This is a genomic window from Azospirillum sp. TSH58 (assembly GCF_003119115.1).
In the GTDB taxonomy this organism is placed as follows: domain Bacteria; phylum Pseudomonadota; class Alphaproteobacteria; order Azospirillales; family Azospirillaceae; genus Azospirillum.
The window spans coordinates 1,125,783-1,152,360 of sequence record NZ_CP022367.1 but is presented as its reverse complement, the minus strand read 5'-3'; the positions used below and the strand labels follow the sequence as shown (position 1 = coordinate 1,152,360).

At 70.8% G+C, this 26,578-nt stretch carries 27 protein-coding genes; 14 read left to right on the top strand and 13 right to left on the bottom strand.

What is annotated here, in order from left to right; translation table 11 throughout:
• The first annotated feature begins 33 nt into the window (after positions 1 to 33).
• The 5 genes from TSH58p_RS26730 (at position 34) to TSH58p_RS26710 (ending at position 4,280) form a co-directional block, all read left to right on the top strand.
• Positions 34 to 1,200 (top strand): SDR family oxidoreductase, encoded by a 1,167-nt coding sequence (locus TSH58p_RS26730; RefSeq protein ID WP_109070815.1) that lies wholly within the window; start codon positions 34 to 36, stop codon positions 1,198 to 1,200.
• A 24-nt stretch (positions 1,201 to 1,224) separates the two neighbouring features.
• Positions 1,225 to 1,638, top strand: coding sequence for an SET domain-containing protein (locus TSH58p_RS26725; RefSeq protein WP_109070814.1), 414 nt, complete (start codon positions 1,225 to 1,227; stop codon positions 1,636 to 1,638).
• Entirely contained in the window at positions 1,635 to 2,465 is an 831-nt protein-coding gene (locus tag TSH58p_RS26720; protein ID WP_109070813.1) for a hypothetical protein, read from the top strand. Before TSH58p_RS26725 ends, TSH58p_RS26720 begins: the two co-directional genes overlap by 4 nt.
• 62 nt (positions 2,466 to 2,527) lie before the next feature.
• The gene (locus TSH58p_RS26715) at positions 2,528 to 3,712 is read left to right on the top strand and encodes a porin (RefSeq protein WP_247874106.1); all 1,185 of its coding nucleotides are present in this window, start codon (positions 2,528 to 2,530) and stop codon (positions 3,710 to 3,712) included.
• Positions 3,713 to 3,857: 145 nt separating this feature from the next.
• On the top strand, positions 3,858 to 4,280 hold the full coding sequence (locus TSH58p_RS26710; RefSeq protein WP_035677703.1) for a VOC family protein: 423 nt from the start codon (positions 3,858 to 3,860) through the stop codon (positions 4,278 to 4,280).
• 16 nt (positions 4,281 to 4,296) lie between these two features.
• On the opposite strand, the gene mnhG is transcribed toward TSH58p_RS26710, so the two are convergent.
• The 9 genes from mnhG to TSH58p_RS26665 form a co-directional block, all read right to left on the bottom strand.
• Positions 4,297 to 4,704 (bottom strand): monovalent cation/H(+) antiporter subunit G, encoded by a 408-nt coding sequence (gene mnhG, locus TSH58p_RS26705; protein ID WP_109070812.1) that lies wholly within the window; start codon positions 4,702 to 4,704, stop codon positions 4,297 to 4,299.
• Complete coding sequence (locus TSH58p_RS26700) at positions 4,701 to 4,982, bottom strand: K+/H+ antiporter subunit F (protein ID WP_109070811.1); 282 nt, start codon at positions 4,980 to 4,982, stop codon at positions 4,701 to 4,703. The genes mnhG and TSH58p_RS26700 overlap by 4 nt, the downstream gene beginning before the upstream one ends.
• Positions 4,979 to 5,467, bottom strand: coding sequence for a Na+/H+ antiporter subunit E (locus TSH58p_RS26695; RefSeq protein WP_109070810.1), 489 nt, complete (start codon positions 5,465 to 5,467; stop codon positions 4,979 to 4,981). Before TSH58p_RS26695 ends, TSH58p_RS26700 begins: the two co-directional genes overlap by 4 nt.
• Positions 5,464 to 7,083: a monovalent cation/H+ antiporter subunit D gene (locus TSH58p_RS26690; RefSeq protein ID WP_109070809.1), complete on the bottom strand. Its 1,620-nt coding sequence runs from the start codon at positions 7,081 to 7,083 to the stop codon at positions 5,464 to 5,466. Before TSH58p_RS26690 ends, TSH58p_RS26695 begins: the two co-directional genes overlap by 4 nt.
• 23 nt (positions 7,084 to 7,106) lie before the next feature.
• Complete coding sequence (locus TSH58p_RS26685) at positions 7,107 to 7,451, bottom strand: Na+/H+ antiporter subunit C (RefSeq protein ID WP_014197933.1); 345 nt, start codon at positions 7,449 to 7,451, stop codon at positions 7,107 to 7,109.
• Positions 7,451 to 10,456 (bottom strand): monovalent cation/H+ antiporter subunit A, encoded by a 3,006-nt coding sequence (locus TSH58p_RS26680; RefSeq protein WP_109070808.1) that lies wholly within the window; start codon positions 10,454 to 10,456, stop codon positions 7,451 to 7,453. Before TSH58p_RS26680 ends, TSH58p_RS26685 begins: the two co-directional genes overlap by 1 nt.
• A 115-nt stretch (positions 10,457 to 10,571) precedes the next feature.
• Positions 10,572 to 11,060: a PTS sugar transporter subunit IIA gene (locus TSH58p_RS26675; RefSeq protein WP_109070807.1), complete on the bottom strand. Its 489-nt coding sequence runs from the start codon at positions 11,058 to 11,060 to the stop codon at positions 10,572 to 10,574.
• 506 nt (positions 11,061 to 11,566) lie between these two features.
• On the bottom strand, positions 11,567 to 12,511 hold the full coding sequence (locus TSH58p_RS26670; protein ID WP_109070806.1) for a D-2-hydroxyacid dehydrogenase family protein: 945 nt from the start codon (positions 12,509 to 12,511) through the stop codon (positions 11,567 to 11,569).
• Complete coding sequence (locus TSH58p_RS26665) at positions 12,511 to 13,494, bottom strand: phosphoribosylaminoimidazolesuccinocarboxamide synthase (protein WP_109070805.1); 984 nt, start codon at positions 13,492 to 13,494, stop codon at positions 12,511 to 12,513. The genes TSH58p_RS26670 and TSH58p_RS26665 overlap by 1 nt, the downstream gene beginning before the upstream one ends.
• Positions 13,495 to 13,590: 96 nt before the next feature.
• Here TSH58p_RS26665 and TSH58p_RS26660 point away from each other — a divergent pair, with 96 nt between their 5' ends.
• Positions 13,591 to 14,316, top strand: coding sequence for a 4'-phosphopantetheinyl transferase superfamily protein (locus tag TSH58p_RS26660; RefSeq protein ID WP_109070804.1), 726 nt, complete (start codon positions 13,591 to 13,593; stop codon positions 14,314 to 14,316).
• Here TSH58p_RS26660 and TSH58p_RS26655 read toward each other — a convergent pair.
• Positions 14,306 to 16,027: an FHA domain-containing protein gene (locus TSH58p_RS26655; protein ID WP_247874105.1), complete on the bottom strand. Its 1,722-nt coding sequence runs from the start codon at positions 16,025 to 16,027 to the stop codon at positions 14,306 to 14,308. The genes TSH58p_RS26660 and TSH58p_RS26655 overlap by 11 nt on opposite strands.
• A gap of 322 nt (positions 16,028 to 16,349) precedes the next feature.
• Between TSH58p_RS26655 and TSH58p_RS26650 the strand changes: the two genes are divergently transcribed.
• The 4 genes from TSH58p_RS26650 (at position 16,350) to TSH58p_RS26635 (ending at position 20,400) form a co-directional block, all read left to right on the top strand.
• The gene (locus TSH58p_RS26650) at positions 16,350 to 17,816 is read left to right on the top strand and encodes a D-alanyl-D-alanine carboxypeptidase/D-alanyl-D-alanine-endopeptidase (protein WP_109070802.1); all 1,467 of its coding nucleotides are present in this window, start codon (positions 16,350 to 16,352) and stop codon (positions 17,814 to 17,816) included.
• Positions 17,817 to 17,909: 93 nt separating this feature from the next.
• Positions 17,910 to 18,542: a chemotaxis protein gene (locus tag TSH58p_RS26645; protein ID WP_094305045.1), complete on the top strand. Its 633-nt coding sequence runs from the start codon at positions 17,910 to 17,912 to the stop codon at positions 18,540 to 18,542.
• Between the two features lie 5 nt (positions 18,543 to 18,547).
• Positions 18,548 to 19,369 carry a class I SAM-dependent methyltransferase gene (locus TSH58p_RS26640; RefSeq protein ID WP_109070801.1) on the top strand — a complete coding sequence of 274 codons (822 nt, stop codon included), beginning with the start codon at positions 18,548 to 18,550 and terminating at the stop codon, positions 19,367 to 19,369.
• Positions 19,366 to 20,400: an endonuclease/exonuclease/phosphatase family protein gene (locus TSH58p_RS26635; RefSeq protein ID WP_109070800.1), complete on the top strand. Its 1,035-nt coding sequence runs from the start codon at positions 19,366 to 19,368 to the stop codon at positions 20,398 to 20,400. Before TSH58p_RS26640 ends, TSH58p_RS26635 begins: the two co-directional genes overlap by 4 nt.
• On the opposite strand, the gene TSH58p_RS26630 is transcribed toward TSH58p_RS26635, so the two are convergent.
• From TSH58p_RS26630 to panD, 3 genes are all read right to left on the bottom strand, one after another.
• On the bottom strand, positions 20,355 to 20,948 hold the full coding sequence (locus TSH58p_RS26630) for a hypothetical protein (RefSeq protein ID WP_158282623.1): 594 nt from the start codon (positions 20,946 to 20,948) through the stop codon (positions 20,355 to 20,357). The two genes, TSH58p_RS26635 and TSH58p_RS26630, sit on opposite strands and share 46 nt — an antisense overlap.
• 70 nt (positions 20,949 to 21,018) lie before the next feature.
• Positions 21,019 to 21,261: a hypothetical protein gene (locus TSH58p_RS33380; RefSeq protein WP_158282622.1), complete on the bottom strand. Its 243-nt coding sequence runs from the start codon at positions 21,259 to 21,261 to the stop codon at positions 21,019 to 21,021.
• A 181-nt stretch (positions 21,262 to 21,442) separates the two neighbouring features.
• Positions 21,443 to 21,877: an aspartate 1-decarboxylase gene (gene panD / locus TSH58p_RS26620; protein WP_014197945.1), complete on the bottom strand. Its 435-nt coding sequence runs from the start codon at positions 21,875 to 21,877 to the stop codon at positions 21,443 to 21,445.
• 383 nt (positions 21,878 to 22,260) lie between these two features.
• On the opposite strand from panD, the gene TSH58p_RS26615 reads away from it, so the two are divergent.
• From TSH58p_RS26615 to TSH58p_RS26600, 4 genes are read left to right on the top strand one after another with little or no spacing between them, the layout of a single operon-like run.
• Positions 22,261 to 22,749, top strand: a complete 489-nt coding sequence (locus TSH58p_RS26615) for a chemotaxis protein CheW (protein ID WP_247874104.1) — start codon at positions 22,261 to 22,263, stop codon at positions 22,747 to 22,749.
• Complete coding sequence (locus TSH58p_RS26610; RefSeq protein ID WP_109070796.1) at positions 22,746 to 24,200, top strand: protein-glutamate O-methyltransferase CheR; 1,455 nt, start codon at positions 22,746 to 22,748, stop codon at positions 24,198 to 24,200. Before TSH58p_RS26615 ends, TSH58p_RS26610 begins: the two co-directional genes overlap by 4 nt.
• On the top strand, positions 24,200 to 24,838 hold the full coding sequence (locus TSH58p_RS26605) for a chemotaxis protein CheW (protein ID WP_109070795.1): 639 nt from the start codon (positions 24,200 to 24,202) through the stop codon (positions 24,836 to 24,838). Before TSH58p_RS26610 ends, TSH58p_RS26605 begins: the two co-directional genes overlap by 1 nt.
• On the top strand, positions 24,835 to 26,511 hold the full coding sequence (locus TSH58p_RS26600) for a methyl-accepting chemotaxis protein (protein WP_109070794.1): 1,677 nt from the start codon (positions 24,835 to 24,837) through the stop codon (positions 26,509 to 26,511). Before TSH58p_RS26605 ends, TSH58p_RS26600 begins: the two co-directional genes overlap by 4 nt.
• Positions 26,512 to 26,578: the final 67 nt, after the last annotated feature.

Genomic DNA, 26,578 nt, shown 5'->3' with positions numbered 1-26,578 from the left:
TCCCCTCCCCCAGACGCGAGACCGAGGCACACCATGATCCTTCTCACCGGCGGCACCGGCTTTCTCGGTGGTTCCTTCTACCTCGACGCCGTCAAGAACGGGACCGCGGCGGACTGCCTGCTGCTGATCCGCGGCGCCGACGAGGCCGCCTGCCGCGCCCGTCTCGCCACCAACCTCATGCGTTGCGTCGACCGCGCCACGGCCCAGGCCTACGCCGATCTCTGCCAGATCATTCCGGGCGACCTGCAGTCGTTGGCGACCAGCGCCGACCCGCGGCTGGACGCGGTGACCCACATCGTCCACGTCGCCGCCGACACCTCCTTCGACAGCCGCCATTCGGTCTGGCAGATCAATGTCGACGGCACGCTGGCGCTGGCCGCCCGCGCCCGCCGCATGAAGCATCTCCAGCGCTTCCTGCACATCGGCACCGCCTTCTGCTGCGGCGAGACGCCGTGGCTGGAGATGGTCGCGGAGGCCCCGGCCCCCGGCCACGACACGCCGCACATCGTCGAATACACCCGCAGCAAGGCCGCGGCGGAGCGCGCCCTGGCCGCCGGCTTCCCCGACCTGCCGATCGTCGTCTGCCGCCCGTCCATCGTCGTCGGCCACACCGCGATGGGCGTTCGCCCGAGCGCCAGCATCTTCTGGTTCTTCCGGCTGGTCGACCGCACCGGCGTCCTGCCCTGCTCGCCGGACGGCTTCATCGACATCGTTCCGGTGGATTGGGCCTCGGCCCGGCTGCACGACCTGCTGCGCAAGCCCGACCTGAAGCACACCCTCTACCACATCTCCGCCGGCCTCGGCAGCCGGACGATGTGGAGCGACTTCCAGGCCGCCTTCGCCGCGCACGGCCATGAGGGCACCCGCCCCTACAGCTTCTTCGACCCGAAGGGGCCGGAAGGCTGGAAGCCCTTCGACCGCGCCTTCCGGCTGGCCTTCCCGCAGCGCGACATCCTGCACCGCACGATGATGGCCGGCGGGCGCAAGTACCACCGCTTCACCGCGCAGGACATCGCCTTCGACAACAGCCGCCTGCTGGCCGAGGGCTTCACCCCGCCGCCGCGCTTCGCCGACTACATCGGCGTCTGCCTGACGAACCCCGGCACAACCATCGCCGAGCAGTTCGTCGACGACGCCGCCAGCTTCGAGTTCGACGAGTCGCTGGCCCCGGCCGGGTCGCCGGCCACCGCCGCCGCTTAAGCTCCATCGCCGGAGAAGGACGCCATGCCGCTCCTCATCGCCACCCGCCTCGCCTCCAGCCCGATCCACGGGCTGGGCCTCTTCGCCGAGGAGGCGGTCGCCGCCGGCACGCCGGTGTGGGCGTTCGACACCCGCATCGACCGCCTGCTGGAACCCGACGACGCCGTGCTGACCGACTTTCCGCAGGTCGCCCGGCTGATCGACTTCCACGGCTGCGTGATCGAGGGGGTCGGCGTCCTTCTGCCGGGGGACGATGCCCGGTTCCTCAACCACGCCGACGGTCCGTCCATCGGGCGGGCCGACCCCGGCGACTGGCGGCGCTTCGTCGCCCGCCGCGACATCGCCGCCGGGGAGGAGATCACCTGCAATTATGAGGACATCTGCGCCGACGTCCGCGAGGCCGGGGCGGCGCTCTACCTGACCGGAAAAGCCGGATGACCACGCCCGCGGCGCGCCCTCCCCTGCGGACCAGCTTCGTCGAGCCGGCGGCCCTGACGCCGGAACGGCGGGCGGCGATGTTCGCCCTGCTCAGCGTCTGGTTCGAAGGCTACGGCGAGGATTATTTCAACGAGGAGCTGGAAGACCTCGACCACTGCGTCGTGCAGGAGGACGCCGGGACCGGGGAGCTGGTCGGCTTCGCCACCGTCTACCGGCAGGCGACGGAGATCGGCGGCACCGCCGTCGGCGCCTTCCACACCGCCCACTGCATCCTGGAGCGCCGCTTCTGGGGGTCGAACGAACTGGTGCGCTCGATGGTCGCCGAAATGGTCGCCCGCGCCCGCGCCGACCGCTCGGGACGGCTGTGGTACTGGAGCTACAGCGCGGTCGGCTACCGCTCCTACCGCTACATGCCGATGCTGTTCGTCCGCCACACGCCGCAGTTGGACACGGCCCCTGACGCCCTCGACCGGGCGTTCCGCGACCACATCGGGCGGGAGTGCTTCGCCCAGTACTACGACGCCGACACCGGCACCGTGGACTGGCAGTGGCAGGGCTACGGCCTGACCGAGGAGGCCCGTGCCATCAGCGAGGCCAAGCTGGACAGCCCGGCGGTCGCCCAGTTCCGCCGCATCAACCCGCGCTGGGCCGACAGCGTGGAGATCCTCTGCCTCGCCCGGCTGCAGGACGACAACCTCACCGCCTTCGGCCGCCGCTGGTTTCCCGTTTCCCCTCGCCCCCCTGGGGAGAGGGTGGCGCCGAAGGCGCCGGGTGAGGGGGCTGTGCGTGGCGGCATGTCCGGCACAAGCGCAACCCCCTCACCCTAAACCCTCTCCCCGGAGGGGAGAGGGGATACCAAAACATCGCCCCCGCAAGCCTCGACCCTGGAATGACCACGCCCATGAACGCCTTCTCCCTTCGCGCCGCCGCCCTCGCCGGCACCGCCTTCGCCGCCCTGACCTCGGCCCCGGCCCTGGCCGAGCCGAGCTTCGACCTGATCCTCGGCGGCGACGCCTATTTCCAGGGCGCCTACATCCGCCAGCAGCAGGACGACGGCCTGCGCTCGCGCGAGTTCGCCAACCGCTACCGTCTGGTCGTCACCCCGACGGCCACCGCGGACAACGGCCTGACCTACGGCGCGCGGCTGCGCATCGTGGCGGGCAACGGCGATCCGACCGTCTCGACCCGCAACATCGAGAACGACCGCGCCTTCCTCTTCGCCAACGGCGCCTTCGGCACGATCCAGGCCGGCGTCATCAACGGCCTGTCGGACGAGTACGGGATGATCGGCCCGAACGTCGAGGGCGTGGCCGGCAGCCCGGACAGCAACGGCATCCTGTTCCTCAACGGCTCCTCGACCTTCGGCGCCCTGCCGCTGGCCGCCACCAGCCTGCGCACGCTGATCGCCTACGACACCGGGACCAAGTTCGTCTACATCACGCCGAACGTCGGCGGCCTGTCGGCGGCGGTGTCCTACATGCCGCGCAGCGGCGACTCCAACACGTCGGTCAACCGCCGCACGACCGACGCGCTGGGCGACCTGCTGTCCTTCCGCGACGTGGTCGAGGCCGGAGCGGCCTTCCAGACGGCGGTCGGCGACTTCAGCATCGAGGGCAGCGCCTTCTACGCGACCGGCAAGGCGGTGCGCCAGTCCGACGGCGTCGTCAGCCAGTCCTTCGAGGACCTGAACTCCGTCCATGTCGGGGCCAACGTCGGCTACGGCCCGGTGAAGGTCGGCGCCAGCTACGCCTACAGCGGCGACAGCGGCTACGCCGAGGGCCTCGCCCAGACGCGGGCGCAGCAGAACTGGATCTTCGGCGCGCAGTACACCGCCGGGCCGCTGCTGTTCGCCGCCAACTACCTGCGGGCTCTGGGCAACGACAGCGCGACCATGTCCACGCCGAGCAAGGCGGACATCTGGCAGGGCGGCGTCACCTGGACCGTCGCCCCCGGCTTCACCACCGGGCTGGAGTACGATTACGTGCAGTCCACCCTGCAGGCGGGCCGTCCCGACGGCGGCGACCTGAAGGACCGCGCGCACATCCTGATGCTCGACACCCGTCTGGCCTTCTGACCACGCTGATCACTGCGGCCCCGGTTCGCGTTCCGGACCGGGGCCGCAGCGTTTTTGCGCGCGTGGCCCACGCTTAAATCGTTTGTTGGCGCCGCGGATCGCGGTCTACCCTGGCCGCCCGAACCAACGTCAGAAGGGTGCGCCGGTGTTCGCGTTTCATCTCGCCTTTCCCATCCGGGACATCGAGGAAACCCGCCGTTTCTACGTCGATGTCCTGGGCTGCCGCGAAGGGCGCTCCACCGAGCGGTGGATCGATTTCGACTTCTTCGGCAACCAGATTTCCGCCCACCGCTCGTCCGAGCCGCGCTCGACCGAGACCAGCATGGTCGACGGCAAGGCCGTGCCGCTGCACCATTTCGGGGCGGTGCTGCCGCGCCCGGTCTGGGACGCGCTGCGGGAACGGCTGGAGGCGGCCGGCGCGACCTTCCTCCTGGAGCCGCAGATCCGCTACCCCGGCAAGCCGTCGGAGCAGGGCACCTTCTTCATCCTCGACCCCTCGGGCAACGGGCTGGAGTTCAAGAGCTTCACCGACGAATCCGGCATGTTCGCCCAGGTCGAGGCGACCTGACGCGCCGAGGGGAGGTCTACACCGGCGGGGCGGGCTCCTGGGCCGGCGGCGCGGTGGCCGGCGGTGCGGCGGCCTGGACCGGCGCCGCCGCCGGCACGTCGTCGCTGCCCTCGCTGCGGTCGCGGTAGAGGGCGGCGCGGGCGAGCAGCATCAGCGTGATCGGCGTGGTCACGACCATGAAGATCGCGATCAGGATCTCGTGCAGCGCCGGCCGCGATTGCAGCACGGTGAAGCACAGCATCGAGGCCAGAAGCACGAAGCCGATGCCCATGCTGGTGCCCAGCGTCGGGGCGTGGACGCGCTCGTAGAAGCTGCGCAGCCGCACGAACCCGATGGACCCGATCAGCGCCAGCGAGGCGCCGAGCAGCAGGAACAGCGCCACCGGGATCGCCGCCCAGACCGGCAGGTCGGCCAGATGCGTCATTCGATCACCTCTCCGCGCATGAGGAACTTCGCCAGCGCCGCCGTCGCGACGAAGCCGAGCAGCGCGATGATCAGCGCGGCTTCGAAATAGAGCGTGCTGCCGGTGCGGATGCCGAAGGTCAGCAGCAGCATCGTGGCGTTGACGTACAGCGTGTCGAGCCCGAGCACCCGGTCCTGCGCCCGCGGCCCGCGCAGCACGCGATAGGTCGCGCAGGCCATCGCGGCGACCAGCATGATCTGCGCCAGGAAGATCGACCAGAGCAGCAGCGTGGCGGTCATTCGAAGATCTCCATCAGGCGCTTCTCGTACCGTCCCTTGATGGTGTCGATCCAGGTGCTCTCATCGACCAGATCGAGGATGTGGAGAAGGATGCTGTTGTTCGCGGAATTGTACTCCACCCAGATCGTCCCCGGCGTCCCCGTGATGATGCAGGCCAGCGTCGCCAGACCGTAGGGCGCCCGCATGTCGAGGGGGATGCGCAGGAAGCCGGAGACCCGCTCCGTCTTGCGCGGGTTGAGGATGATCTTGGCGACCGCGACGTTGGAACGCGCGACGTCGGCGATCACCAGCGCGGCGAGCGCGCAGGCGGCGCGCGGCCGCTTCAGCCGGCCGCCCGGCGGGTCGAGCGCCGCGAAGCCCCAGACCGCGACGGTCGCCAGGATGGCGCCCATCAGGATGGAGCCGAGCGCCACGCTCTCGGTCAGCAGCAGCCACATCGCCACCAGCGCGGCGGTCAGCAGCGGATAGGGCAACCAGCGCTTCATGGCGCGACCCCCTTGCCGGTCCCCGGCGCCGCGGTTGTCATCACCCCCTGGACGTAGCGTTCCGGCCCGTGAAGCGATCGGGCGGTGTCCTCCATGTAGCGCATCACCGGCCCGGCCTGGACGGTCAGCGCCACGCAGAGCGCCAGGAGCATCATGACCGGCCCGAGTTCGACAAGGCGCACGCGCGGCAGTTCGCCCGCGGGCGACGCCCAGAAGACGTCGATGCCGGTGCGGCTCATCGCGACGACCGTCGCCAGCCCGGACAGGATCAGCGCCGCCATCAGCGCCCAGGTGGTGAAGGGAAGCCCGTCCGCCCCCTGCGCGAGCATCGGCGCCAGGATGGCGAACTTGGCGAGGAAGCCCGACAGCGGCGGCAGGCCGGCGAGCAGCAGCGCGCAGGCCATGAAGGCGATGCCGAGGATCGCCATGATCGCCGGGATCGACACGCCGATGGCGTCGTCGTCGTCCGACTCCTCGTCCTCGCCCTCGCCGAAGGCCTCGCGCGTCACCGCCAGCACGTCGGCGCCGACCATGCGCCCGCGCTCGACCAGCTCGATCAGCAGGAACAGCCCGGCGATCGCCAGGACGGAGCTGGTCATGTAGAACAGCGCGCCGCCGGTCACCGCCGCCTGCCCGGCGCCGACGGCGGCCAGCAGCGTGCCGGAGGACACCAGCACGCTGGCCCCGGCCAGCCGCGCCAGATTCTGCGTCGCCAGCACCGCGATGGAGCCGAAGGCGATGGTCAGCACCCCGCCGATCAGCAGCCAATGCCCGCCGAACCCCGCCGAGGTCCCGGCGCTGTCGCCGAAGACCAGCAGCCAGATCCGGATGATGGCGTAGATGCCGACCTTGCTGAGGATCGAGATGATCGCGGCGGAGGGCGCCCCGACCGTGGTGTAGGTGTTCGGCAGCCAGAAGCCCAGCGGCCACATGCCCGCCTTGATGAGGAAGGCGACGCCGAGGATCGCCGCCCCGGCCTCCAGCAGCCCGCGGTCCTCCGGCGCCACCGCGGCGATGCGCACGGCCAGCTCGGCCATGTTCAGCGTGCCCGACACGCCGTAGATCATGCTCACCCCGATCAGGAAGAGCAGGGAGGCCGCCAGATTGATGGCGATGTAGTGCAGCCCGGCGCGGACGCGGGCGAGGCCGGAGCCGTGCAGGGCCAGCCCGTAGGAGGCGGCCAGCATGATCTCGAAGAAGACGAACAGGTTGAACAGGTCGCCGGTCAGGAAGGCGCCGTTCAGCCCCATCAGCTGGAACTGGAACAGCGAATGGAAATGCGCCCCCGCCTTCTGCCAGCGCGCCAGCGCGAAGACCAGGGCGGACAGCCCCAGGATGCCGGTCAGCACCAGCATCATCGCCGACAGCCGGTCGAGCACCAGGACGATGCCGAACAGCGACGGCCAGTCGCCCAGCCGGTAGACGCGCACGGTGGCGTCCGCCCCCGTGGCGGTGTGGTCCGTCAGATAGAGCAGCAGCACCGCCAGCGCCAGCAGCACCGACGCCGACGCCACCCCGAGCGTGGCCTTCAGCGCCCGCCGCCGCTCGTCGATCAGCATCAGCAGCGCGCCGACCAGCAGCGGGATGATGATCGGCGCGATCACCAGATGATTCATCCAAGCGCTCATTGGCCACCCGTTCACCGGGACTTCTCCTTACCGTCCACATGGTCGGTTCCCGTCAGGCCCCGCGCGGCGAGGAGCAGGACGAGGAACAGCGCCGTCGTCGCGAAGCTGATGACGATGGCCGTGAGGACCAGGGCCTGCGGCACCGGGTCGGCGTGGGTGGCGAGGCTGCCGGCCATGCCGCGCTCCAGCACCGGGGCCGCCCCCGTGCGCAGGCCGCCGGTCGAGAAAATGAAGAGGTTGACGGCGTAGGAGAGCAGCGACAGGCCGATGATGACCTGGAAGGTGCGGGGTCGCAGCAGCAGCCAGACGCCGGAGCCCGTCAGCACCCCGATCCCGAGGGCGAGGATAAGTTCCATCAATCGTCTCCGGTTGCGGCGGTCGGGGCAGTGGTCGGGGTGGCGCCGGTCGGAGCAGCGGCGGAGGCGCCGCTCAGGGTCGGGCCGGGCACCGCGGGGGCGCTCGCCGCCGTGGTGCGCGGCGCCGCGGCGCGGTGGCCGCGGACCGACTGGCGGGCCAGCGCGATCAGGGTCAGCATGGTGGCGCCGATGACCAGCGCGAACACGCCGATGTCGAACAGCAGCGCGCTCGCCGTCGGAATCTTCCCAATGAGCGGCAGGTCCGCGTAGGCGAAATAGGTGGTCAGGAAGGGCCGGCCGAACAGCAGGGCGCCCAGGCCCGTGCCGGCGGCCAGCAGGAGCCCGAGGCCCATCCAGCGCAACGGCAGCACGCGCAGCCGCGCCTCGATCCACTGCGTCCCGCCCAGCATGTATTGCAGGATCATCGCGATCGACCCCATCAGCCCTGCGGCGAAGCCGCCGCCGGGCAGGTCGTGGCCGCGCAGCAGCAGGAACAGCGCAACCATGCCGACCACCGGGAACAGCAGGCGCGCGATCACCGAGGGGATCAGCAGCCAGTCGGCCACCGTGTCGCCCTCCCGCCGCTCCGGCCGGGCGATGTCGTAGGCGCTCTGGTCGCGCTGCTGCTCCGGCACGTCCACGCTGTCGGGAGCCGGGCGGAAGCGGCGCAGCAGCGCGTAGGCGGTCAGCGCCACCACGCCCAGAACGGCGATCTCGCCCAGCGTGTCGAAGCCGCGGAAGTCGACCAGGATCACGTTGACGACGTTGGTGCCGCCGCCCTCGGTGTAGGCGCGCTCCAGGAAATGCTGCGCCAGGATTTCCGGCGGGAAGCGGGTCATCACGCCGAAGGCCAGCCCGGCCATGCCGAGTCCGGCGGTGATGGCGATGGCAAGGTCGCGCAGGCGGCGGCCCGTCCGCATCACCTCGGACGTGCCGGTGCCGGGAAGCCGCTTGGGCAGCCAGCGCAGGCCGAGCAGCAGCAGGATGGTGGTGACGATCTCGACCAGCAGCTGGGTCAGCGCGAGGTCGGGGGCGGAGAACCAGACGAAGGTGACGCAGGTGACCAGACCGGTGCCGCCGAGCAGGATCAGCGCGGCGAGACGGTGGAACTTGGCCTGCCACGCCGCACCCAGGGCGCAGGCCGCGCCGATCGCCCAGATCAGGGCGAGCACGGGGTCGATGCCCTGCGGCACCAGATTGCCGGGGCCGAGCCCGCGGCGGTAGACCGCCCAGCCCGCGGCCAGGATGGCGACGCAGACGACCAGACGGAGCTGGGGCTGCAGGCGGCGGGTGCCCAGCAGGCCTTCCAGCGTCCGGGCGAGCCGCCAGGACAGGAAGACCATGCTGCGCTCGAACATGCGGCGGCCTTCCAGCCGGCTGATGAAGGGCGGGCCTTCGATGTTCCGGCGGAACAGCGGCTGCAGCAGGAAGTAGAGCGTCACGCCGGCCGCCAGGGCGAGCAGGCTCATCACCAGCGGCGTGTTGAAGCCGTGCCAGACCGCCAGGCTGTATTCGGGGGTCGCGGCGCCGAGCGCGGCGTGGGCCGCCATGTTCAGGTACGGCCCCACGGTGGCCGCGGGCAGCAGGCCGATGATGATGCAGGCCAGCGCCAGGATCTCGACCGGGAGCCGCATCCAGGCCGGCGGCTCGTGCGGCAGGTGCGGCAGGTCGACCGGGTCGGGGCCGAAGAAGGCGCCGTGGATGAAGCGCAGCGAATAGGCCACGGCGAAGGCGCTCGCCACCATCGCGGCGAAGGGCAGGATGTGGAGCAGCAGCGGCAGCGACGCCTGGGCCGTCAGCGTCTCGGCGAAGAACATCTCCTTCGAGATGAAGCCGTTCATCAGCGGCACGCCCGCCATGGCGGCGGCCGCCACCATCGCCAGCCGCGTCGTGAAGGGCATGAAGCGGTTCAGGCCGGACAGGCGCCGGAGGTCGCGCGTTCCCGTCTCATGGTCGATGATGCCGGCGGCCATGAACAGCGACGCCTTGAAGGCGGCGTGGTTGAGGATGTGGAAGATCGCCGCGACCATGGCGAGTTCGCTGTTGAGCCCGAGCAGCAGCGTGATCAGCCCGAGATGGCTGATGGTCGAATAGGCCAGAAGTCCTTTCAGGTCGTTCTGGAAGATCGCCACATAGGCGCCGACCAGCAGGGTGGCCAGACCGGCGCTGCCGACGATCCAGAACCACGCCTCCGTCCCCGCCAGCACCGGCCACAGGCGGGCCATCAGGAAGACGCCGGCCTTCACCAGGGTCGCCGAATGCAGATAGGCCGAGACGGGGGTGGGCGCCGCCATGGCGTGCGGCAGCCAGAAATGGAACGGGAACTGCGCGCTCTTGGTCAGGGCGCCCATCAGGATCAGGACCAGCGCCGGCAGGTAGAGCGCGTGCTCGCGGATCTTGTCGCCCGAGGCCAGCACGACGTCGAGGTTGTAGCTGCCGACGATGTGGCCGAGCAGCAGCACGCCGGCGAACAGGCACAGCCCGCCCGTCGCGGTGATGGTCAGCGCCATGCGCGCGCCGTCGCGCGCCGCCGCCGTGTGGTGCCAATAGCCGATCAGCAGGAAGGAGAAGAGGCTGGTCAGCTCCCAGAAGAAGGCGAGCTGGATCAGGTTGCCGGAGAGGACCACCCCCGTCATCGACCCCATGAAGGCCAGCAAAAACGCGAAGAAGCGTGGGACCGGATCGTCCGCCGACATGTAATAGCGCGCGTACAGCACGACGAGCGCGCCGACCCCGAACACCAGCCCGGCGAACAGCCACGCGAAGCCGTCCATCCGCAGCGTGAGATCGAGGCCGAGCGACGGCATCCAGGCCATCGAATGGCGGATCACCCCGCCCGCCGCCACCGTCGGATAGGCGGCCCACACCAGACCCAGCCCGATGGTCGCGATCGCGCCGGCCAGCCACGCCGCGGTGTTCCGCGCGTGCGTCGGCAGCATCCCGGCGACGATCGCGCCGGCGAACGGAAGGCCGGTGGCGGCCAGAAGCAACAGGGCGTCGGACATGGTCTGTGACAATGGGGTCTCGGGCAATCGGAGGGGCCAAAATGCTGAGAACTGTCGGCTTTACGAATATAGGAAGGATGGGGGTCCCTCGCCGCGCCGGCCAGAAATCGCTCGGTCAGAAATCGTCGTCGTCAAGCTCCCGTTCCGCGTTGGGGGGAAGCGACTGCCGGACGAGCTGCACCACCGTGTCGGGCGTCTCCGCCTGACGGAGCTTGCGCAGGGATTGCGGGTCGCGCAGGGCCTGGCAGATCTCGCCCATCACGGGCAGCAGGCCCTTGCGGGTCGCGGTCGGCCAGAGCACGAGGAAGAAGAGGTCGACCGGCTCGTCGTCGCGGGCCTCGAAATCGATGGGTTTGCGGAGCCGCGCGAACAGCACCAGCGGGCTTTCGGTCCCGCGCAGCTCGGTGTGGGGAAGCGCCACACCCTTGCCCAGCGCCGTGGAGCCGATGTGCTCCCGCGCCTGCAGGGCCTTGAGAATGTCCTCCTTGGGGGTCCCGATGCGGCTGGCCGCCTCGGTGGCGAGAAGGTCGAGCAGGGTTTCCTTGTTGGCCGGCCCGGCATCGAGAATGACGTTGTGTGCGGACAAGAGGTCCGAGATGTTCATTCCTGTCTCCATGGGTGGCAAACCTTCCGTCTCCTGTCCCGGCCGTCCGCGTTCCGTGCCGGGATGGCCGTGAAACAACAGACTTCCAATCAAATTCGGCCAATCAAATTTGGCACGTCTTGTCCACAGCGCCAATCGCCTCCCGGACCGGTGGCCGCCCCACCCCACGGACACGCAGCCCCGGCAGGGCCCGCGCCACGCAACGAAACTCGTTCATCTCCCGCCTTTGCCTCAGGCTTCACACCCATTTTGGGAATGGAATCGCGCCCCGCAAGTGGCGGGGTTGCCTTCCATCTACGTCTTGGCCGCGGCTGTAATCCCACGATCCGTGTTGCAGGGGCGAAAAACGGACGGGCGATGCGGGGTGAAACCAACCCGCCGCCGCACCGAAGGCCGATGCGGACAAGGCATGGAAGCCTGAAAATCTTCAGGGGTTTGATCCCGTTCGGGACCCCCCGCCCTCCCCCAATGCCATGGGGCGAGAGCGGGGCGGCTCCCTGCGGTTCCTAGGCGAGCATCCGCACCGGCTCGCCCGCGTGCCAGGCGAGGATGTCGTCCAGCGCGTCGCGGTAGAAGACCTCGTAGTTCTCGCGGGTGACATAGCCCAGATGCGGCGTCAGCACCGTGTTCGGCGCCTCCAGCCAGGGGCTGTCCACCGGCAGCGGCTCCACGGGGAAGACGTCCAGCCCGGCGCCCGCGATGCGGTGCTCGTGCAGCGCCGCCAGCAGCGCGTCCCCGTCGACCAGCCCGGCCCGCGAGGTGTTCACGAAGAAGGCGGAAGGCTTCATCGCGTCGATGTCGTCCGCCGCGACCACGCCGCGCGTCCGCTCGCCCAGCACCAGATGGACGCTGACGATGTCGGAGGTGGCGAACAGGTCGCGCTTGTCCAGCCGGACCACGCCGGCCGCCGCCGCCCGCTCGTCGGTCAGGTTGGGGCTCCAGGCCGCGACCTCCATCCCGAAGGCCTGACCGACCCGCGCCACCTGGGTGCCGAGCTTGCCCAGCCCGACGAGGCCGAGGCGCTTGCCGGCCAGCCCCTGCGTCAGGCCGGCCTGCCAGCGCCCGGCGCGCAGGCCGCGCTCCTCCTGCGGGATGCGCTTGACCAGCGCCAGGATCAGGCCCCAGGTCAGCTCCGCCGTCGGGGTGCCGACCATGCCGGTCCCGCAGACGGTGATGCCGCGGGCCTTGCAGGCCTCCAGGTCGATGGCGTTGTTGCGCCCCCCGGTGGTGACCAGAAGCCGCAGGTTCGGCAGCGCGTCGATCAGCGACGCGGGGAACGGCGTGCGTTCCCGCATGATCACCAGGACGCTGTAGGGGGCGAGCGTCCCCGCCACCTCCTCCGCCGGGATCGGCCGTTCGAAGACCGTCAGCGCGCTGCCGTTGGGCAGGCGATGCCATTCCGCCAGATCGCGCGCGACGTTCTGGTAATCGTCGAGGATGGCGATCTTCATCACGGCTTCGCGAAGTACGGCGCCAGGTTGGCCCGGATGCGCTCCACCGCCGGCGCGACGTCCGTCGGAACCTGGAAGGTCTGGCCGGTGATGGTCTCGAACGCCTCGATGTAGATGCGCGCGGCCTCGAGCACGACCTCCGCCGGGATCTCCGGGATGGCGTCCTTGTAGGGGTCGCAGCGCTGGGTCACCCAGCTGCGCACGAAGTCCTTGTCGAAGCTCTCCGGACGCTGCCCGGCCTCGTACCGCTCCGGATAGCTGGCGGCGAACCAGTAGCGGCTGCTGTCCGGCGTGTGGATCTCGTCGGCCAGGATGATGTTGCCGGCCTCGTCGAAGCCGAACTCGTACTTAGTGTCCACCAGGATCAGGCCGCGCGCCGCCGCGATCTCCCGACCGCGGGCGAACAGGGCCAGCGCCTTCGCCGTCACCTCGTCCCACTGGGCCTGGGTCAGCAGCCCGCGCTCCACGATCTGGGCGGCGGTCAGCTCCTCGTCATGGCCGGCGTCGAACGCCTTGGTCGTCGGGGTGATGATGGTGTCCGGCAGCTTCTGGTTCTCGCGCAGGCCGTCGGGGAAGACGTGGCCGTACATCTCGCGACGGCCCTTCTTGTACATCGTCCACAGCGAGGTGCCGGTGGTGCCCGCCAGATAATCGCGGACGACGATCTCCACCGGCATGATGGTCAGGCGCTTGGCGACCACCACGTTGGGGTCCGGGTATTCCAGGACGTGGTTCGGGCAGAGGTCCTTCGTCGCCTCGAACCAGTAGCGGGCGATCTGGGTCAGCACCTGCCCCTTGAAGGGGATGGCGGTCAGGATGATGTCGAAGGCCGACAGCCGGTCGGTGGCGATGATGACGCGCCGCCCGTCGGGAAGGTCGTAATTTTCGCGCACCTTGCCCCGGTAGTGGTTGGGCAGCTCGGGAATGGCGGCGTCCTTGACGACGTTGGACAGATGCGGAGCAAGCTGAGCGGTATCGACCATGGTTCCAGATCCGGCAAAAGGGAGGCGCATGATAGCGCAATCGCCGCGCGGGGCCAGCGCGGTTATAGTCCCGAATCCGGGGAATGGGGACATCCGATGCGGGAAACGGGAGAAATTCAACTCTGTTATGCCGACCTGCGCGGGCTGGCGCACCGGTTGGAGGCGTTCCGCGCCCTGCTCTCCCCCGACGAGGCGGCGCGGGCCGCCCGTTTCGCGACGGAGGAGCTGCGCGCCCGCTGCGCGCTGCGGCGCGGGCTGCTGCGCCATCTGCTCGGGCGCGTGCTGGGCCGCGACCCGGCGACCCTGGCCTTCGCCTACGGGCCGATGGGCAAGCCCTCCCTCCCCGGCGGCCCGGCCTTCAACCTCGCCGACTGCAAGGATCATGTGCTGATCGCCATCGCCCCCAGCGCGGCCCCCCATGAAACGGTGGAGCTGGGGGTGGACGTCGAACGGCTGCGGTCCGTGCCGGACGCCGCCGGAATCGCCGAGCGCTTCTTCGCGCCGGAGGAGCGCGCCGCCTTCGCCGCCCTGCCCGACGCGCTGCGGGACGAGGCGTTCCTGAACGGCTGGACCCGCAAGGAGGCCTTCATCAAGGCGACCGGCCAGGGGCTGTCGACGCCGCTCGACCGCTTCGCGGTGGAGCTGGTCCCGGGCCGCCCCGCCCGCCTGCTCGGCCTGGACGGCGCGCTGGCGGCCGGGACCGCAGCGGACTGGTCGCTGTTCGACCTGCGCCCGGCGCCGGGGCTGGTCGGCGCGCTGGCGGTGCGCGGCGACGGCTGGCGCCCCGTCTTCCACCCCCTGGATGAGGCCTTCAGCGCTTGACGATTTCCCAGGCGATGCGCGCCGGCTCCTCGCCCAGCTCCGTGGAGCCGATGACGATCTCGCCGCGCGGCGGCAGCGGCAGCGGTTCGCCGGCCTTCAGCCGCCGCGGCTCCGCCACTCCCGGCACGGCGATCTGAGTGCCGTTGCGGCTGAGATCCTCCACCACGAAGACGCCGTCCTGGCGCGACACCGCCGCGTGCCGGCGTGAGGCCGAGGCGATGTCCAGGACGAACTGGCATTGCGACGACCGCCCGATGACGATCTGGGTCCCGTCCTCCGGGATCGCCCGCGTCTGGCCGCGCCAGAACAGCACCAGCCGCTCCGCCGCCGCTTTCGACACGTCGATCAGAACGGTCTCCTCGGTCGCCCGCGTCACGACCTCCCCGACGGGAGCGGCCAGCAGAGGGATGCCGAGCGACCGTTCGGCATCGGGAATCGCGGCGATCTTGGCGATCAGCCCATCGGCCAGCGCGCGGGGAATGCCGGCGGCGCGCAGGCGGCGGCCCAGGCCGCCGCGCACGTCGTCCGTGCTGACGCCGGGTGCGACCAGCTCGCGGGCGGAGGTGATGCTCTCGAACTCGGTGGCGACCTGCCGGATCAGGACGCTGAGCTTGTTGCGCCCGAAGGGGCTGGTGGCGAGGTCCAGCAGATAGCCGATGCGCTGGGCCGGCGCCGGCAGACGGGTGGCCAGACGCTGCACCGCCGTGTCGAAGGACGCGTCCTGCCCGCCGTGACTCCACACCGTCTTGGCGCGCCGGGTCAGCGCCTCCGCCATGCCGGCGCCACCCAGGAAACCGTCGAAGTTGGTCAGCCGGTCGACGATGATGCCGAAGGCCTTGCCCTCCGCGGCGGAGCCCGTGCGGGTCAGCGGAGTCAGGCCGGCGAGTCCTCCCTGGATGCGGCGCAGCAGCGCCCGGCGCGTCTCGTCGAAGCCGCCGCCGCCCAGCGCGTTGGACAGGGCCAGCAGATCGTCGGTGTGGGGCAGCCGGTCGTCAAGGTCGCCGTGCACTGCCGCCACCAGGCTTTGCAGGGCCGCCCCCAGGTCGGGCGCGTAGCCGATCAGTGCGCGCACCGGCTCCCGCCCGTCCACCGTCTCCGCCAGCATCTGGTCGAGCAGGCGGCGGTTCGCCTCCTCCTCCCCGTCCTCGCGATGGAAGCGCAGCAGCGCCTTGACCTTGCCGGGCCAGTCGCGGCAGGGCTCCAGAACGGCGGCGAAGGCGTGGGTGACCAGCCGGTCGCGCTCCTCCGGCGGGCGCTCCGCCGTTGCGGCCAGCAGGCCGCCGACGCCGCCGCGGGCCAGCGCCGCGTCGAAGGGCGCCAGCGTGTCCGACGCCTGCGCCATCTCCTTCAGCCGGGTGAACATCCGCATGAGCTGGTCGTGGCGGTCGAACGGCTTCACGCCGAGCAACGGCGCCTGAAGCGTGGCGAGCCGGCTGACCGCCGGGTTGAACAGCAGCGCCTCCCGCTCGAAATAGCGCAGCGGGTAGTAACGGTGGAGCTGCTCGGCCGGGATCACCGCCTGATCGTCCCAATAGCCGCGCAGCAGGCGCAGCAGCAGCATCCGGCTCTCGTAGGAGAAGAGCTGGAGCGCGTCGGTGCAGAGGCTGGCGGGACCGACGTCGGTCTCGTCGATGGTGGAGATGGTGGTCGGCTTGCCGCCGCCGGAGCTGGACTTCTGGAAGATGACCTCTTCCTTGCCCGCCTGATTCACCTTCAAAATCCGGACAACCGGAAATTTTGCAAGACGAAGCAAATACGCCGCGCGCTCCCGGGCCGCGGCCTCGTCGGGAAAGACCCCGTCGATGTTGGGTTTTCCGCCCTGGTCGACGACCACTTCGAACGTGAGGCTGCGGCGCCGTGACATCATGGGCTTTTCAGCTCTTTCCCCACAGGCGTGGCGTCTTTTGAGGACTTCATCGTACGGTAAGCGGACTTTCCGCGCAGCAAGATTCCTGGCCCGCCCCCGTCCTGATCGGGGCCCGGCCAACGATTGACGCGGATGCGGGGCGGCGCGTTGCGCTAGACTGGCCGTCATGCGGATCCCGACCTTCTCCATCCTGCTCCTGCTGGCCTGCATCACCGCGGTGTCGGCCTGTGCGTCCCCCTATGGCGCCACCGGTCCGGACGACCGGGCGGCGATCGCCCGCAACGGCTTTTCCGCCGATGACGTCGGCTACGTGCTGTTCGATCCGGACAGCGGCGCCGTCCTGGCGGAGCGGCAGCCGGCCAAGCCCTTCGCCCCGGCCTCGGTCGCCAAGCTGCCCGCGATGGCCGCCGCCCTGGCGGTGCTGGGGCCGGACCACCGGTTCGAGACCACGCTGCACGTTTCTGGACGACTGGGGAACGGCGTTCTGGACGGCGACCTGATCCTGAAGGGCGGCGGCGACCCGTCGCTGTCCAGCGAAGGGCTGACGGAGCTGTTGCGCGACCTCGGCGCGCTGGGTGTGACGCGGGTGACCGGGCGCTTCCTCTACGACACCTCCTCCCTGCCCGAGATGCCGGAGATCGACGCCGGCCAGCCCTGGACCGCCGGCTACAACACCGGGGTCGGGGCGCTGTCGCTGAACTTCAACCGCTTCCGCTTCGACTGGGCGCGCCCCGCCGCCGCCGGCCAGCCGGTGCGGGTCAGCGCGTGGTCGGTGTCCGACGCGGGGCGCGTGCCGCTGGACAGCGTGACGGTGCAGTTGGGCGCCGGAGTGGGCGCCGCCTTCACCCCGCTCGCCGCCGCGGATGGGCAGCCGGCCAACGGAGAGCCGGTGGGCGAGCGCTGGCGCTTCGCCCCGCAGCCGGGCATGGCATCCAGCCTGTGGCTTCCGGTCACCCGCCCCGGTCTGGCGGCGGGGCACGTCTTCCGCCGGCTGGCCGCGGAGGCGGGGATCGTCCTGCCTGCCCCGGCCCCCGGCGCGGTGCCGCCGACCGCCACGCTCGCCGCCCTGCACCGCAGCGAGCCGCTGGAGGTGCTGGCCCGGCAGGTCCTGCGCTACTCCAACAACCTGTCGGCGGAGCTGATCGGTCTGGCCGCCGCCCGGCGGCTGGACCCGGCGGTGCAGACGCTGCCGCAGTCGGCGGCGGTGCTGACCGCGCCGGCCATGCTGGCGGCCCCGCGCACCGACTGGACGGGGCTGCGGCTGCTCAACCATTCCGGCCTCAGCGCCGCGTCGCGGATCACCCCGGCCCAGACCATGGCGCTGATCCGCGGCGCCGGCCCGGCGGTGCTGGCCCTTCTGCCCGGCGAGGACGAGGGCAAGGTCCTGCCCCCCGGCGTGCGCGCCAAATCGGGCACGCTGGCCTACGCCAAGGCGCTGGCCGGCACGCTGACCACGGCAAGCGGGCGCACGCTGGGCTTCGCCTTCTTCGTCACCGACGAGGAACGGCGCGCCGCCATGGACCGGACGATGGACCGCCGCATCGCCGAGATCCCGCCGGAGGCCCGCGCCTGGCTGGTCCGCGCCCGCAAGCTCCAGGCCGACCTGCTGGAGTTGTGGATCGCCGGCTTGTGATCGCCGTTGATTGCAGAAGTCCGTGAGCACGACGCTTGGCGAAGAGCGACGGTCGGTTGTACACTGCGACCGAATGTCCCACCGAGGTTCTGGATGCCGATCAGCCCGCGCGCCCGCCGACACCAGCAGGGTTCCGACACGCCGGACATCGCGGCCAACCGCTACCACGACCGGCAGTTGGGCGCGGAGGTGGTCAACATCGTGGTCGGCGGCTGCGTGGTCAGCGACGACCCGAACGTCGTCATCACCACCACGCTGGGCTCCTGCATCGCCGCCTGCCTGTTCGACCCCGTCGCGGCGATCGGTGGGATGAACCATTTCCTGCTGCCCGACCACAACGGCGACCGGCTGTCCATCTCCTCCCGCTACGGCAGCGCGGCCATGGAGCAACTCATCAACCGGCTGCTGGCGGCGACGGGGCGGCGCGACCGGCTGCGCGCCAAGATCTTCGGCGGGGCCAGCGTGAACGGCGCGCCGCGCAGCGCCGGCATTGGCCAGCGCAACGTCGAGTTCGTCATGGAGTATCTGGCGGCCGAAGGCATCCCGACGATGAGCTGGGACGTCGGCGGCACGACGGCCCGCGCGGTGCGCTTCTACCCGACCTCGGGCCGCACCCAGCGCCGCCTGATCGGGGAGGAGACGGTGCGGGACATCGCGCGGTCCGAGACCTCCTTCATGGACCGGCTGCGCAAGACCGGGATCGATGGCGACGTGGAACTGTTCTGATCCCCATGCTCCATGGATTGTCCCGCCTGCTGCCCGCCATCGCGGACCAGAATCTCGACGAGGCCGCCGTCTACCGGCGGGAGTCGCTGTACGAGCGCCCGCGCTACGAGGGGGCCCGCGGCCTGACGCCCGCCGCCGGTCCCCTGCTCTGCCCGCTCTGCGGGCGGGAGGCGGCGCGCTTCCTGCCCTTCGGGCTGGGCGGGCGGCGCAACGCCCGCTGCCCGGACTGCGGATCGCTGGAGCGCCATCGCTTCCTGTGGAGCTTCCTGGCGGAGCGGACGGACGTGCTGCGCCGGTCGCTGCGCATCCTGCACACCGCCCCCGAACCCTGCCTGGAGCCGCTGCTGCGGGCGCGGCACGGCCGGCGCTACGTCACGCTGGACCGCTTCAACCCGGCCGCCGACGTGCAGGGCGACCTGACCGACCTGCCCTTCCCGGACGGCCGTTTCGACCTCGTGCTGTCCAGCCACGTGCTGGAGCATGTCCCCGACGACCGCGCCGCGCTGCGCGAGATCGCCCGCGTGCTGAAGCCCTCGGGCCGCGCCGTCCTGCTGTTCCCCTACGACCCCAAGGGGCCGACGCGGGAGGACCCGGCGATGGACACCCCCGCCAAGCGGCTGGCCGCCTTCGGCCATCCCTATCACTACCGGATTTATGGTACGGATACCCCCCAGCGCATGGCCGAGGCCGGGCTGGACGCCACGCTCGTCGCCTCCACGGCGATGCTGAGCGCGCACCGGCGGCGGCGGCGGCGCATCAACCGCAACCACCTGTTCCTGGCGCGCCCGCGCGCCGCGGCGGGCCGGGCGTCCGGGGAGGGGTCATGAGCCGCAGCACCCGCAGCAGCATCCGCATCGCCACCTTCAACCTGGAAAGCCTGGACGACACCGGCGACCTGTCCTTCGAGGAGCGCGCCGCCGTGCTGCGCCCGCAGCTGGAGCGGCTGGACGCCGACATCCTGTGCCTTCAGGAGGTCAACGGCCAGCGCGACGCGAAGGGGGAGCCGCGGACCCTGCGCGCGCTGAACCGGCTGCTGGAGGGCGGCCCCTACGCCGCTTTCCACCGGACCTCCGGCGGCGAAGGGACGAAGCTGGCCGACCGTCACAACCTCGTGCTGGTGAGCCGCTGGCCGATCCTGGCGGCGCGGCAGTACCGGCATGATCTGGTGCCGTCCCCGCAGGTCCGCATGATCACCGCCGACCCGGCGCAGCCCGGCGGCGACGCCGTGACCTGGGACCGCCCGGTGCTGCATGGCGAGATCGAGCTTCCCGGCGGGCGGCGGCTGCACGTCTTCAACCTGCATCTGCGCGCGCCCATCGCCGCCCCCGTGCCGGGGCAGAAGAAGAACGCCTCCACCTGGAAAAGCGTCGGCGGCTGGGCGGAGGGCTTCTACCTCGCCTCGATCAAGCGGGCCGGGCAGGCGCTGGAGGCCCGGCTGGCGGTGGAGCGGGTGTTCGACGCCGACCCGCAGGCGCTGATCCTGGTGGCCGGCGACCTCAACGCCGAGATCGAGCAGACCCCCGTCCGCATCATCCGCGCCGACCTGGACGAGACCGGCAACGGCCATCTCGCCGGGCGGTCGCTGGTGCCGCTGGAGCGCTCCGTCCCCGAGGAGCGCCGCTTCACCGTGCTGCACGGCGGCGACGCGGTGATGCTGGACCATCTGCTGGTGTCGCGCGCCCTGCTGGGCTGGTTCCGCTCCGCCGAAATCCACAACGAGGCGCTGGGCGACGAGCTGGTCGCCCACGCCACGGTCAGCCATTCCCCGGAAAGCTACCACGCGCCGCTGGTCGCCCGCTTCGAACTGCCGGATCAGACGGTGACGGAAACGATGGCCCCCGGCGAACCCGCGCCGTAGGACCCCAGGGCAGGGGAAACGGCCGCGGGGGCGGTCCCCGCCGCCCCGGCGCCCGTCGCGGGCGGCGTTGCGGTGGCCGGGACGCCGCTCAACGCGGTGACGCGGGCTCCCGATCCGGCGCTCCGTTCGGCACCGCCCGGGGTGGCGTTTGCGCCGGATGCCGCGGCCTCTTTGCCCGTGCCGTCGCCCTCCGCCGCCGCGCCGGCCACGCCACCCAGACGGCTGGCGGTGCGGCGGTATTCCTCGACCACCTGTTGGGCCGGGATCTGGTTCTGGGTCTCGCCCGACGAGCGGTCACGGAAATAGATGACGGCGAGCCGGGCACCCTGGTCGTAGCGCAGGACCGGGCTGATGTAGCCGCCCGCCACCACAACCGGATCGGACGGGGCCGCCGCCGGGGCGGATTGGGCCGCATCCCCGGACGAAATCTGGGATGTCTGTAATTGGGATGTCTGTGCCGTGGCGTCGGCCACGGGCTGCGGCGTCGGAACCGCCGATGCCGGAGTCGGCCGGTTCGCCTGGATGCCGGAAACGCTTCGGATGTCCATGGCTGGCCGCCTTTCCCCTGCGGGCCCGGCCTCGGACCGGCCGGGCGGGCCCCGATTGGACGACGCGCGATCAGACCGTGATGTTGAGGTTCTGTCCGCGGGTCGGGGTGGTGTTGCCGCCCGACGACAGGGCCTGCTGGCTCTGCTGCGCCTGCTGATCCTGGGCCTGGATCTGCTGGCGGCGATCCTCTTCGGCCTTCTGGGCCTGCTGGTTCGCATCGGTTCCCCGTGTCTGCTGCAGGGCCGCCGGCCCGCTGCTTAACGGTGTCGTGAAGGGCTGCTGTTGATAGCCCCCTATGCCGCTGACGCCCATGACACGCACTCCTCGCTGTCCGCACTCCCACCCAAGTAGAGTAGGCAAAAATTGCCGCGCGTTCAAGTGGGACTCACGGCCTATCCCTCGCAAGACACGCGCAAGTCACCGAAGCGCTCGCTTTGCGCGTGGACTCGTCCGATGCCGCTTCTTTTATTTGTGGGGATTCGATGGCGCCGGGTCAGGCGGGCTCCGGTTCCAGGAAAGCCCCCTCGCGAATCGCGAAGTCGAACCGCCCGCCGTCCAGCGCCGTCACGTCGTAGGTCAGCGACCGGTCGATGCTGTTGTCCGCGTTGAAGGTCAGCACGCGCGGCCGCAGCGTCGCCAGCTCCGTCGGCTGGCAGTACCAGGAAGCGGCGATGATGACCTCGTCCCCCGGCTGGCAGCTCCGCGCCGCCGAGCCGTTCAGCACGCAGCAGCGCGAGCCGCGCTCGCCATAGATCACGTAGGTGCTGATCCGCGCGCCGGAGTTCTTGTTCCAGATCTCCACAAATTCCAGCGGGTAGATTCCGACCGCCTCGCAATGCTCCGGATCGAGCGTGATCGATCCCTGATAGTTCAGGTTGGCGTCGGTGACGCGCAGGCAGTGCAGTTTCGCTCGGACGACCTTGATCATGATCCCCTCTGATCGGTGGCGGCGGGGCCGGAGAGCGGCCGGGGATGGCCGCCGGGGGATGTTTGTAACCGCAATTGCGAAAACAGCAAGCTTTCCGGCGCCCGCGGTATGACCGGCGTCATACCGCCACCTTGGGCTGAGGCTTTTGCCTTTGGTGGTATTTCCATCCTGGATGCGATGCGGCATGTTCTGCGCCGGTTTCATGCCCCCCGGCGCCACCCAACAATAGGGTCCAGTTAATAGGGTCTAGGGTCCGGCTGCGCTTCTCGGACCCGGCAACTGACAGAGGAAGGTGTGCGCCCGCGATGGCTGCGACGGCATCCGCGACACGGTACGTGATCTTTTCCGTCTCCGGCAGGACCTTGGCCCTGCCGGCGGATTCCGTGCGCCGGTTCCTTCCGCTGCCCCAGCTCGACCGACCGCCCGCGGCACCCGCCGTGGTTGCCGGCCTGTTCCGCTACCAGGGGCGGGCCGTCCCGGTCCTGCGGCTCGATCTGCTGTTCGGCTTCGACGCCGCGACGCCGGAGCTGTACGCGCCGCTGTTCCTGACCGACTGGGACAACCGTCCGCTGGCCCTGCTGGCCGACCGGGTGTTCAACATCCTGCCCATCCCCGACGCGGAGCGGACGGCGGCCGACCCCGGCCTGACCTTCAACGGCTGCGCCGTGGCGACCATCCCCCACGGCGGCCCCCATGATGGCGGCACGGCCACGGTGATCGACCCGTCCCGCCTGCTGACCGAGGCCGAAGGCCGTCTGCTCGCCGCCTTCCAGGCGATGGCCGACGAGCGTCTGGCCCGGCTCGGCGCCCCCGAACCGGCCGGCGATCCGGCGGGCCATCCGGCCGAAGGCGCCGCAGAGGCGGCCCGATGAACCGCATCGACGCCATCCTGCGCGACCCGGTCTTTCCCCGGATCAAGGCCGCCGTCATCGGGGCGACCGGCCTCGCCTACTACGCCGACAAGGACGCCGCCCTGGCGGAGCGCATCAACCGCCGCCTGTCGGACAAGCCGACCCTCGGTTTGGCCGCCTATCTGGCGCAGCTCGCCGGGGAGGGACCGACCGGGCCGGAGTATCAGGCGCTCATCAACGAGCTGACGGTCGGCGAGACCTTCTTCTTCCGCTACGCCGAGCAGTTCGAGGCCCTGTGCGCCGTCGCCATCCCGGAATGCCTGCGCCGCAACCGGGAAAGCCGCCTGCTGCGCATCTGGAGCGCCGGCTGCTCGATCGGGCCGGAGGCCTACACGCTGGAAATCCTGCTGAAGCGGCATTTCGCCGACCAGCTCCGCGACTGGCAGGTCAGCATCGTCGGCACCGACCTGAACGCCAGCTTCATCGAGACGGCGCGGCGCGGCGTCTACGGCAACTGGGCGGTGCGCGGGCTCGACCCGGCGGTCCTGGCGGAATGCTTCGACCGGCAGGGCGACCTGTGGGCGGTGAAGCCGCGCTTCCGCGAATGGACGAGCTTCTCCGTCTTCAACCTCGTGGAAGGGCCGCTGCCCAACTACCCGCGGGGCCTGGGCGCGCTGGACGTCGTGCTGTGCCGCAACGTCATGATCTATTTCGACGAGCCGACGCGCACCCGCCTGCTGGAAAACCTCCACGAGGTGCTGGTGCCCAACGGCTGGCTGGTGGTCGGCCATGCCGAGACGGGGCAGCAGGTCAACAGCCTGTTCACCCCCGTGCCGGTGCCGGGCGCCACCATCTACCGCAAGCCGCGCCCCGGCTGCGCGCCCTCGGCGGCCCTGCCGGCGGCTCCGGCGGCACTCCCCGTCATTACGCCCCCCATTCCCGCCGAGCCGAAGCCGGCCGAGCCGAAACCCGCGGAGCCGAAACCCGCGAAGAAGCGCAGCGCGGCGACGACGCCCGCGGCGCGGCTGCGCGCCACCCCGGCCAAGCCTGCGCCCGCCCCCCTTCCCACCGCGCAGCCGACGGCGGCCTCCCCGGCCGGCGACCCCGCCGCGGTCGACGGCGACCGGGCGGCGGCGCTGGACGCCTGCATCGCCCTGGCCGAGCGCAACCGCCTCGACCCGGTGGTCCATTTCCGCTTGGGCCTGCTGGAGGAGGAACTGGGCGTCGGCGACCCGATCGCCGCCTTCAAGCGGGCGCTGTATCTGGATTCCGACTTCGCGCTGGCCGACTACCACCTGGCGCTGGCCTATTGGCGGCGCGGCAAGCTGGCCCCGGCGCAGCGCCATTTCCGCAACGCCCGCGCCACCGTCGCCGCCCACGACGCGACGGAGCTGGTGGCCGAGGGCGGCGGCCTGACCGTGGCCGAGCTGCGCAGCATGATCGACCTCTGGTTCTCGGGTGAGGAGCCGTGATGGACGACCGGACCGGAGCCGGAGAGGCGGCCAAGGTGACGACCCAGGAGGCAGGCGGCATCGACTGGGCCGCCGTCCGCGCGCGCCTGGCCCGCCAGAGCCGGGATATGGAGCAGGCCGCGGCGCCGGGCGGCGCCTGGGCCGACGCGCTGCTGCTGCGCCGCGCCGAGGATCTGGCGCGCGTCCCCTCCGCCGACGAGGCCGACGCCGCGGCGGAGGCCGAAGCTCCGGTCGCCCTGCTGGTCGGGCGCGGCGCGGACGGGGCCTATGGGCTGGACCTGCGCCACCTGTCCCGCATCGTTCCGCTGCCGCGGGTGGCGCGCGTGCCCCACGCACCGCCGGAGCTGCTGGGGCTGATCGCCATCGACGGGCGGGTGATGCGCCTGTTCGACGTGGACCGGCTGTGCGGGCGCAACGCCGTTCCCGCCGGCGGCGGCTTCGCCGTCGTGCTGCGCGGCGGGGAGCGGCCGGTGGCGCTGCGCCTGCGCACCGTGGACACGGTGACGGGGCTGGATGGAACCGTCGCGAAGGCCCCGCCGGAAGCCGGGTCCTTCGTCACCGCCATCACCCCGGGCCGCGTCGCCGTGCTGGACGTGCCGGCGATCCTGGAGACGCTGAGGAGCATGAAAGAAGAATGAAACTGAAGGTCAAGCACAAGCTGATGCTCAGCTTCGGGGTCGTCTGCCTGCTGACCGGGCTGCTGGCGGCGTTCCAGATGATGCGCTTCGCCGACGGCATGAAGGTCATGATGGGCATCGCCACCTACGACATCCAGGTGTCGGAGGCGGTGCGCGAGATCGAGGTGACCGAGAGCAACCTGCGCAGCCTCCGCGAGGCGGCGACCCACGCCGCGGCGCTGGCCCAGATCCAGGGCACGGTTCCCGACATCACGCAGCTGCGCCAGCGCTACCGCGACGGCTCGATGATCATGTTCGATCAGGTCGGCAAGCTGAAGCGGATCGCCGCCGAGCGGGCCGAGGAGGGCACCACCGAGGACCGCCGCCGCATCTGGGGCGAGCTGGTCGCCCAGATCAACAGCTTCGACCAGTATTCGCACCGCATGCTCGACGAGGCCAACGCGCTGATGGAGCGGGTGGCCGCCGGGGCCGAGCCGGAGGCGCTGACCCGGCTGACGCGGGTGGAGGAGATGCGGGTGGCCATGGCGGGCCAGCTGTCCGACCTGCACAGCGACATCAGCCGCCTGTCGGAGGCCGGGCGCCAGAACATCCGCAACCTCTACGACGACGCGGTGCGCTCCTCGATCCTGGCTCTGGTCATCGTGGTGGCCCTGGCCGTCGCCATCGCCATCCTGATCGGCAGCTCGGTCACCAAGCGGCTCGGCACCGCCATCGGCTTCGTCACCCAGGTGGGCAAGGGCGACCTGACCAAGACGGTGGTCGTTCCCGGCGACGACGAGTTGGCCGAACTGGGCACCCACCTGAACGAGATGACCGGCAACCTGCGCAGCATGGCCAAGACCACCCGCGCCACGGCCGAGAGCATGCACGCCGCGACCGCGCAGATCCGCGCCTCGACCCAGCAGCAGGCGGCCAGCGTCGCCCAGCAGCTCGCCGCCGTGGAGGAGACGACCGCGACGCTCAGCGAGATCACCGAGTCCGGCGCGCAGATCAACCGCCGCGCCCAGGACGTGGCCCAGAACGCCCAGGTCGCCGCCTCCAACTCCGAGACCGGCCTGAAGGCGGTGGAGGACACCAACCAGGCGATGGACGCCATCCGCGAGCAGGCGGAGGCGGTCGCCGAGAACATCGTCATCCTGTCGGAGCGCACCCAGGCGATCGGCGAGATCATCCTGACCGTCAACGACATCGCCGAGCGCTGCCATCTGCTGGCGCTCAACGCCGCCATCGAGGCCGCCGCCGCCGGAGAGCACGGCCGGACCTTCGCCGTGGTGGCGAGCGAGATCAAGAGCCTCGCCGACCAGTCGAAGGAGGCCACCGCCCAGGTCCGTTCCAACCTCAGCGAGATCCAGCACGGCATCAACGCCTCGGTCATGCTGACGGAGGAGGCGGTGAAGCGCGTCGGCGCCGGCAAGCGCCAGACCGACGCCACCCAGTCGACCATCCGCGACCTCGCCGAGAGCGTGCAGGAGAGCGTGCTCGCCTTCCAGCAGATCGTCGCCGGCACCAACCAGCAGCAGATCGGCCTGGAGCAGGTGATCCAGGCGCTCCAGAACATCCGCGAGGCGAGCAGCCAGACCGCCGCCGGCACCCGCCAGCTCGAAGGGGCCGCCACCAACCTCAACGATCTCGGCCAGGGTCTGGTCGAGGCCGTGCGGAACTACCGCGTGTGACCATGGCGACGGCACGCGGCGGCATGGGCAAAGACAAGGGCAAGGACGGACGGAAGGTGCGGGCGGC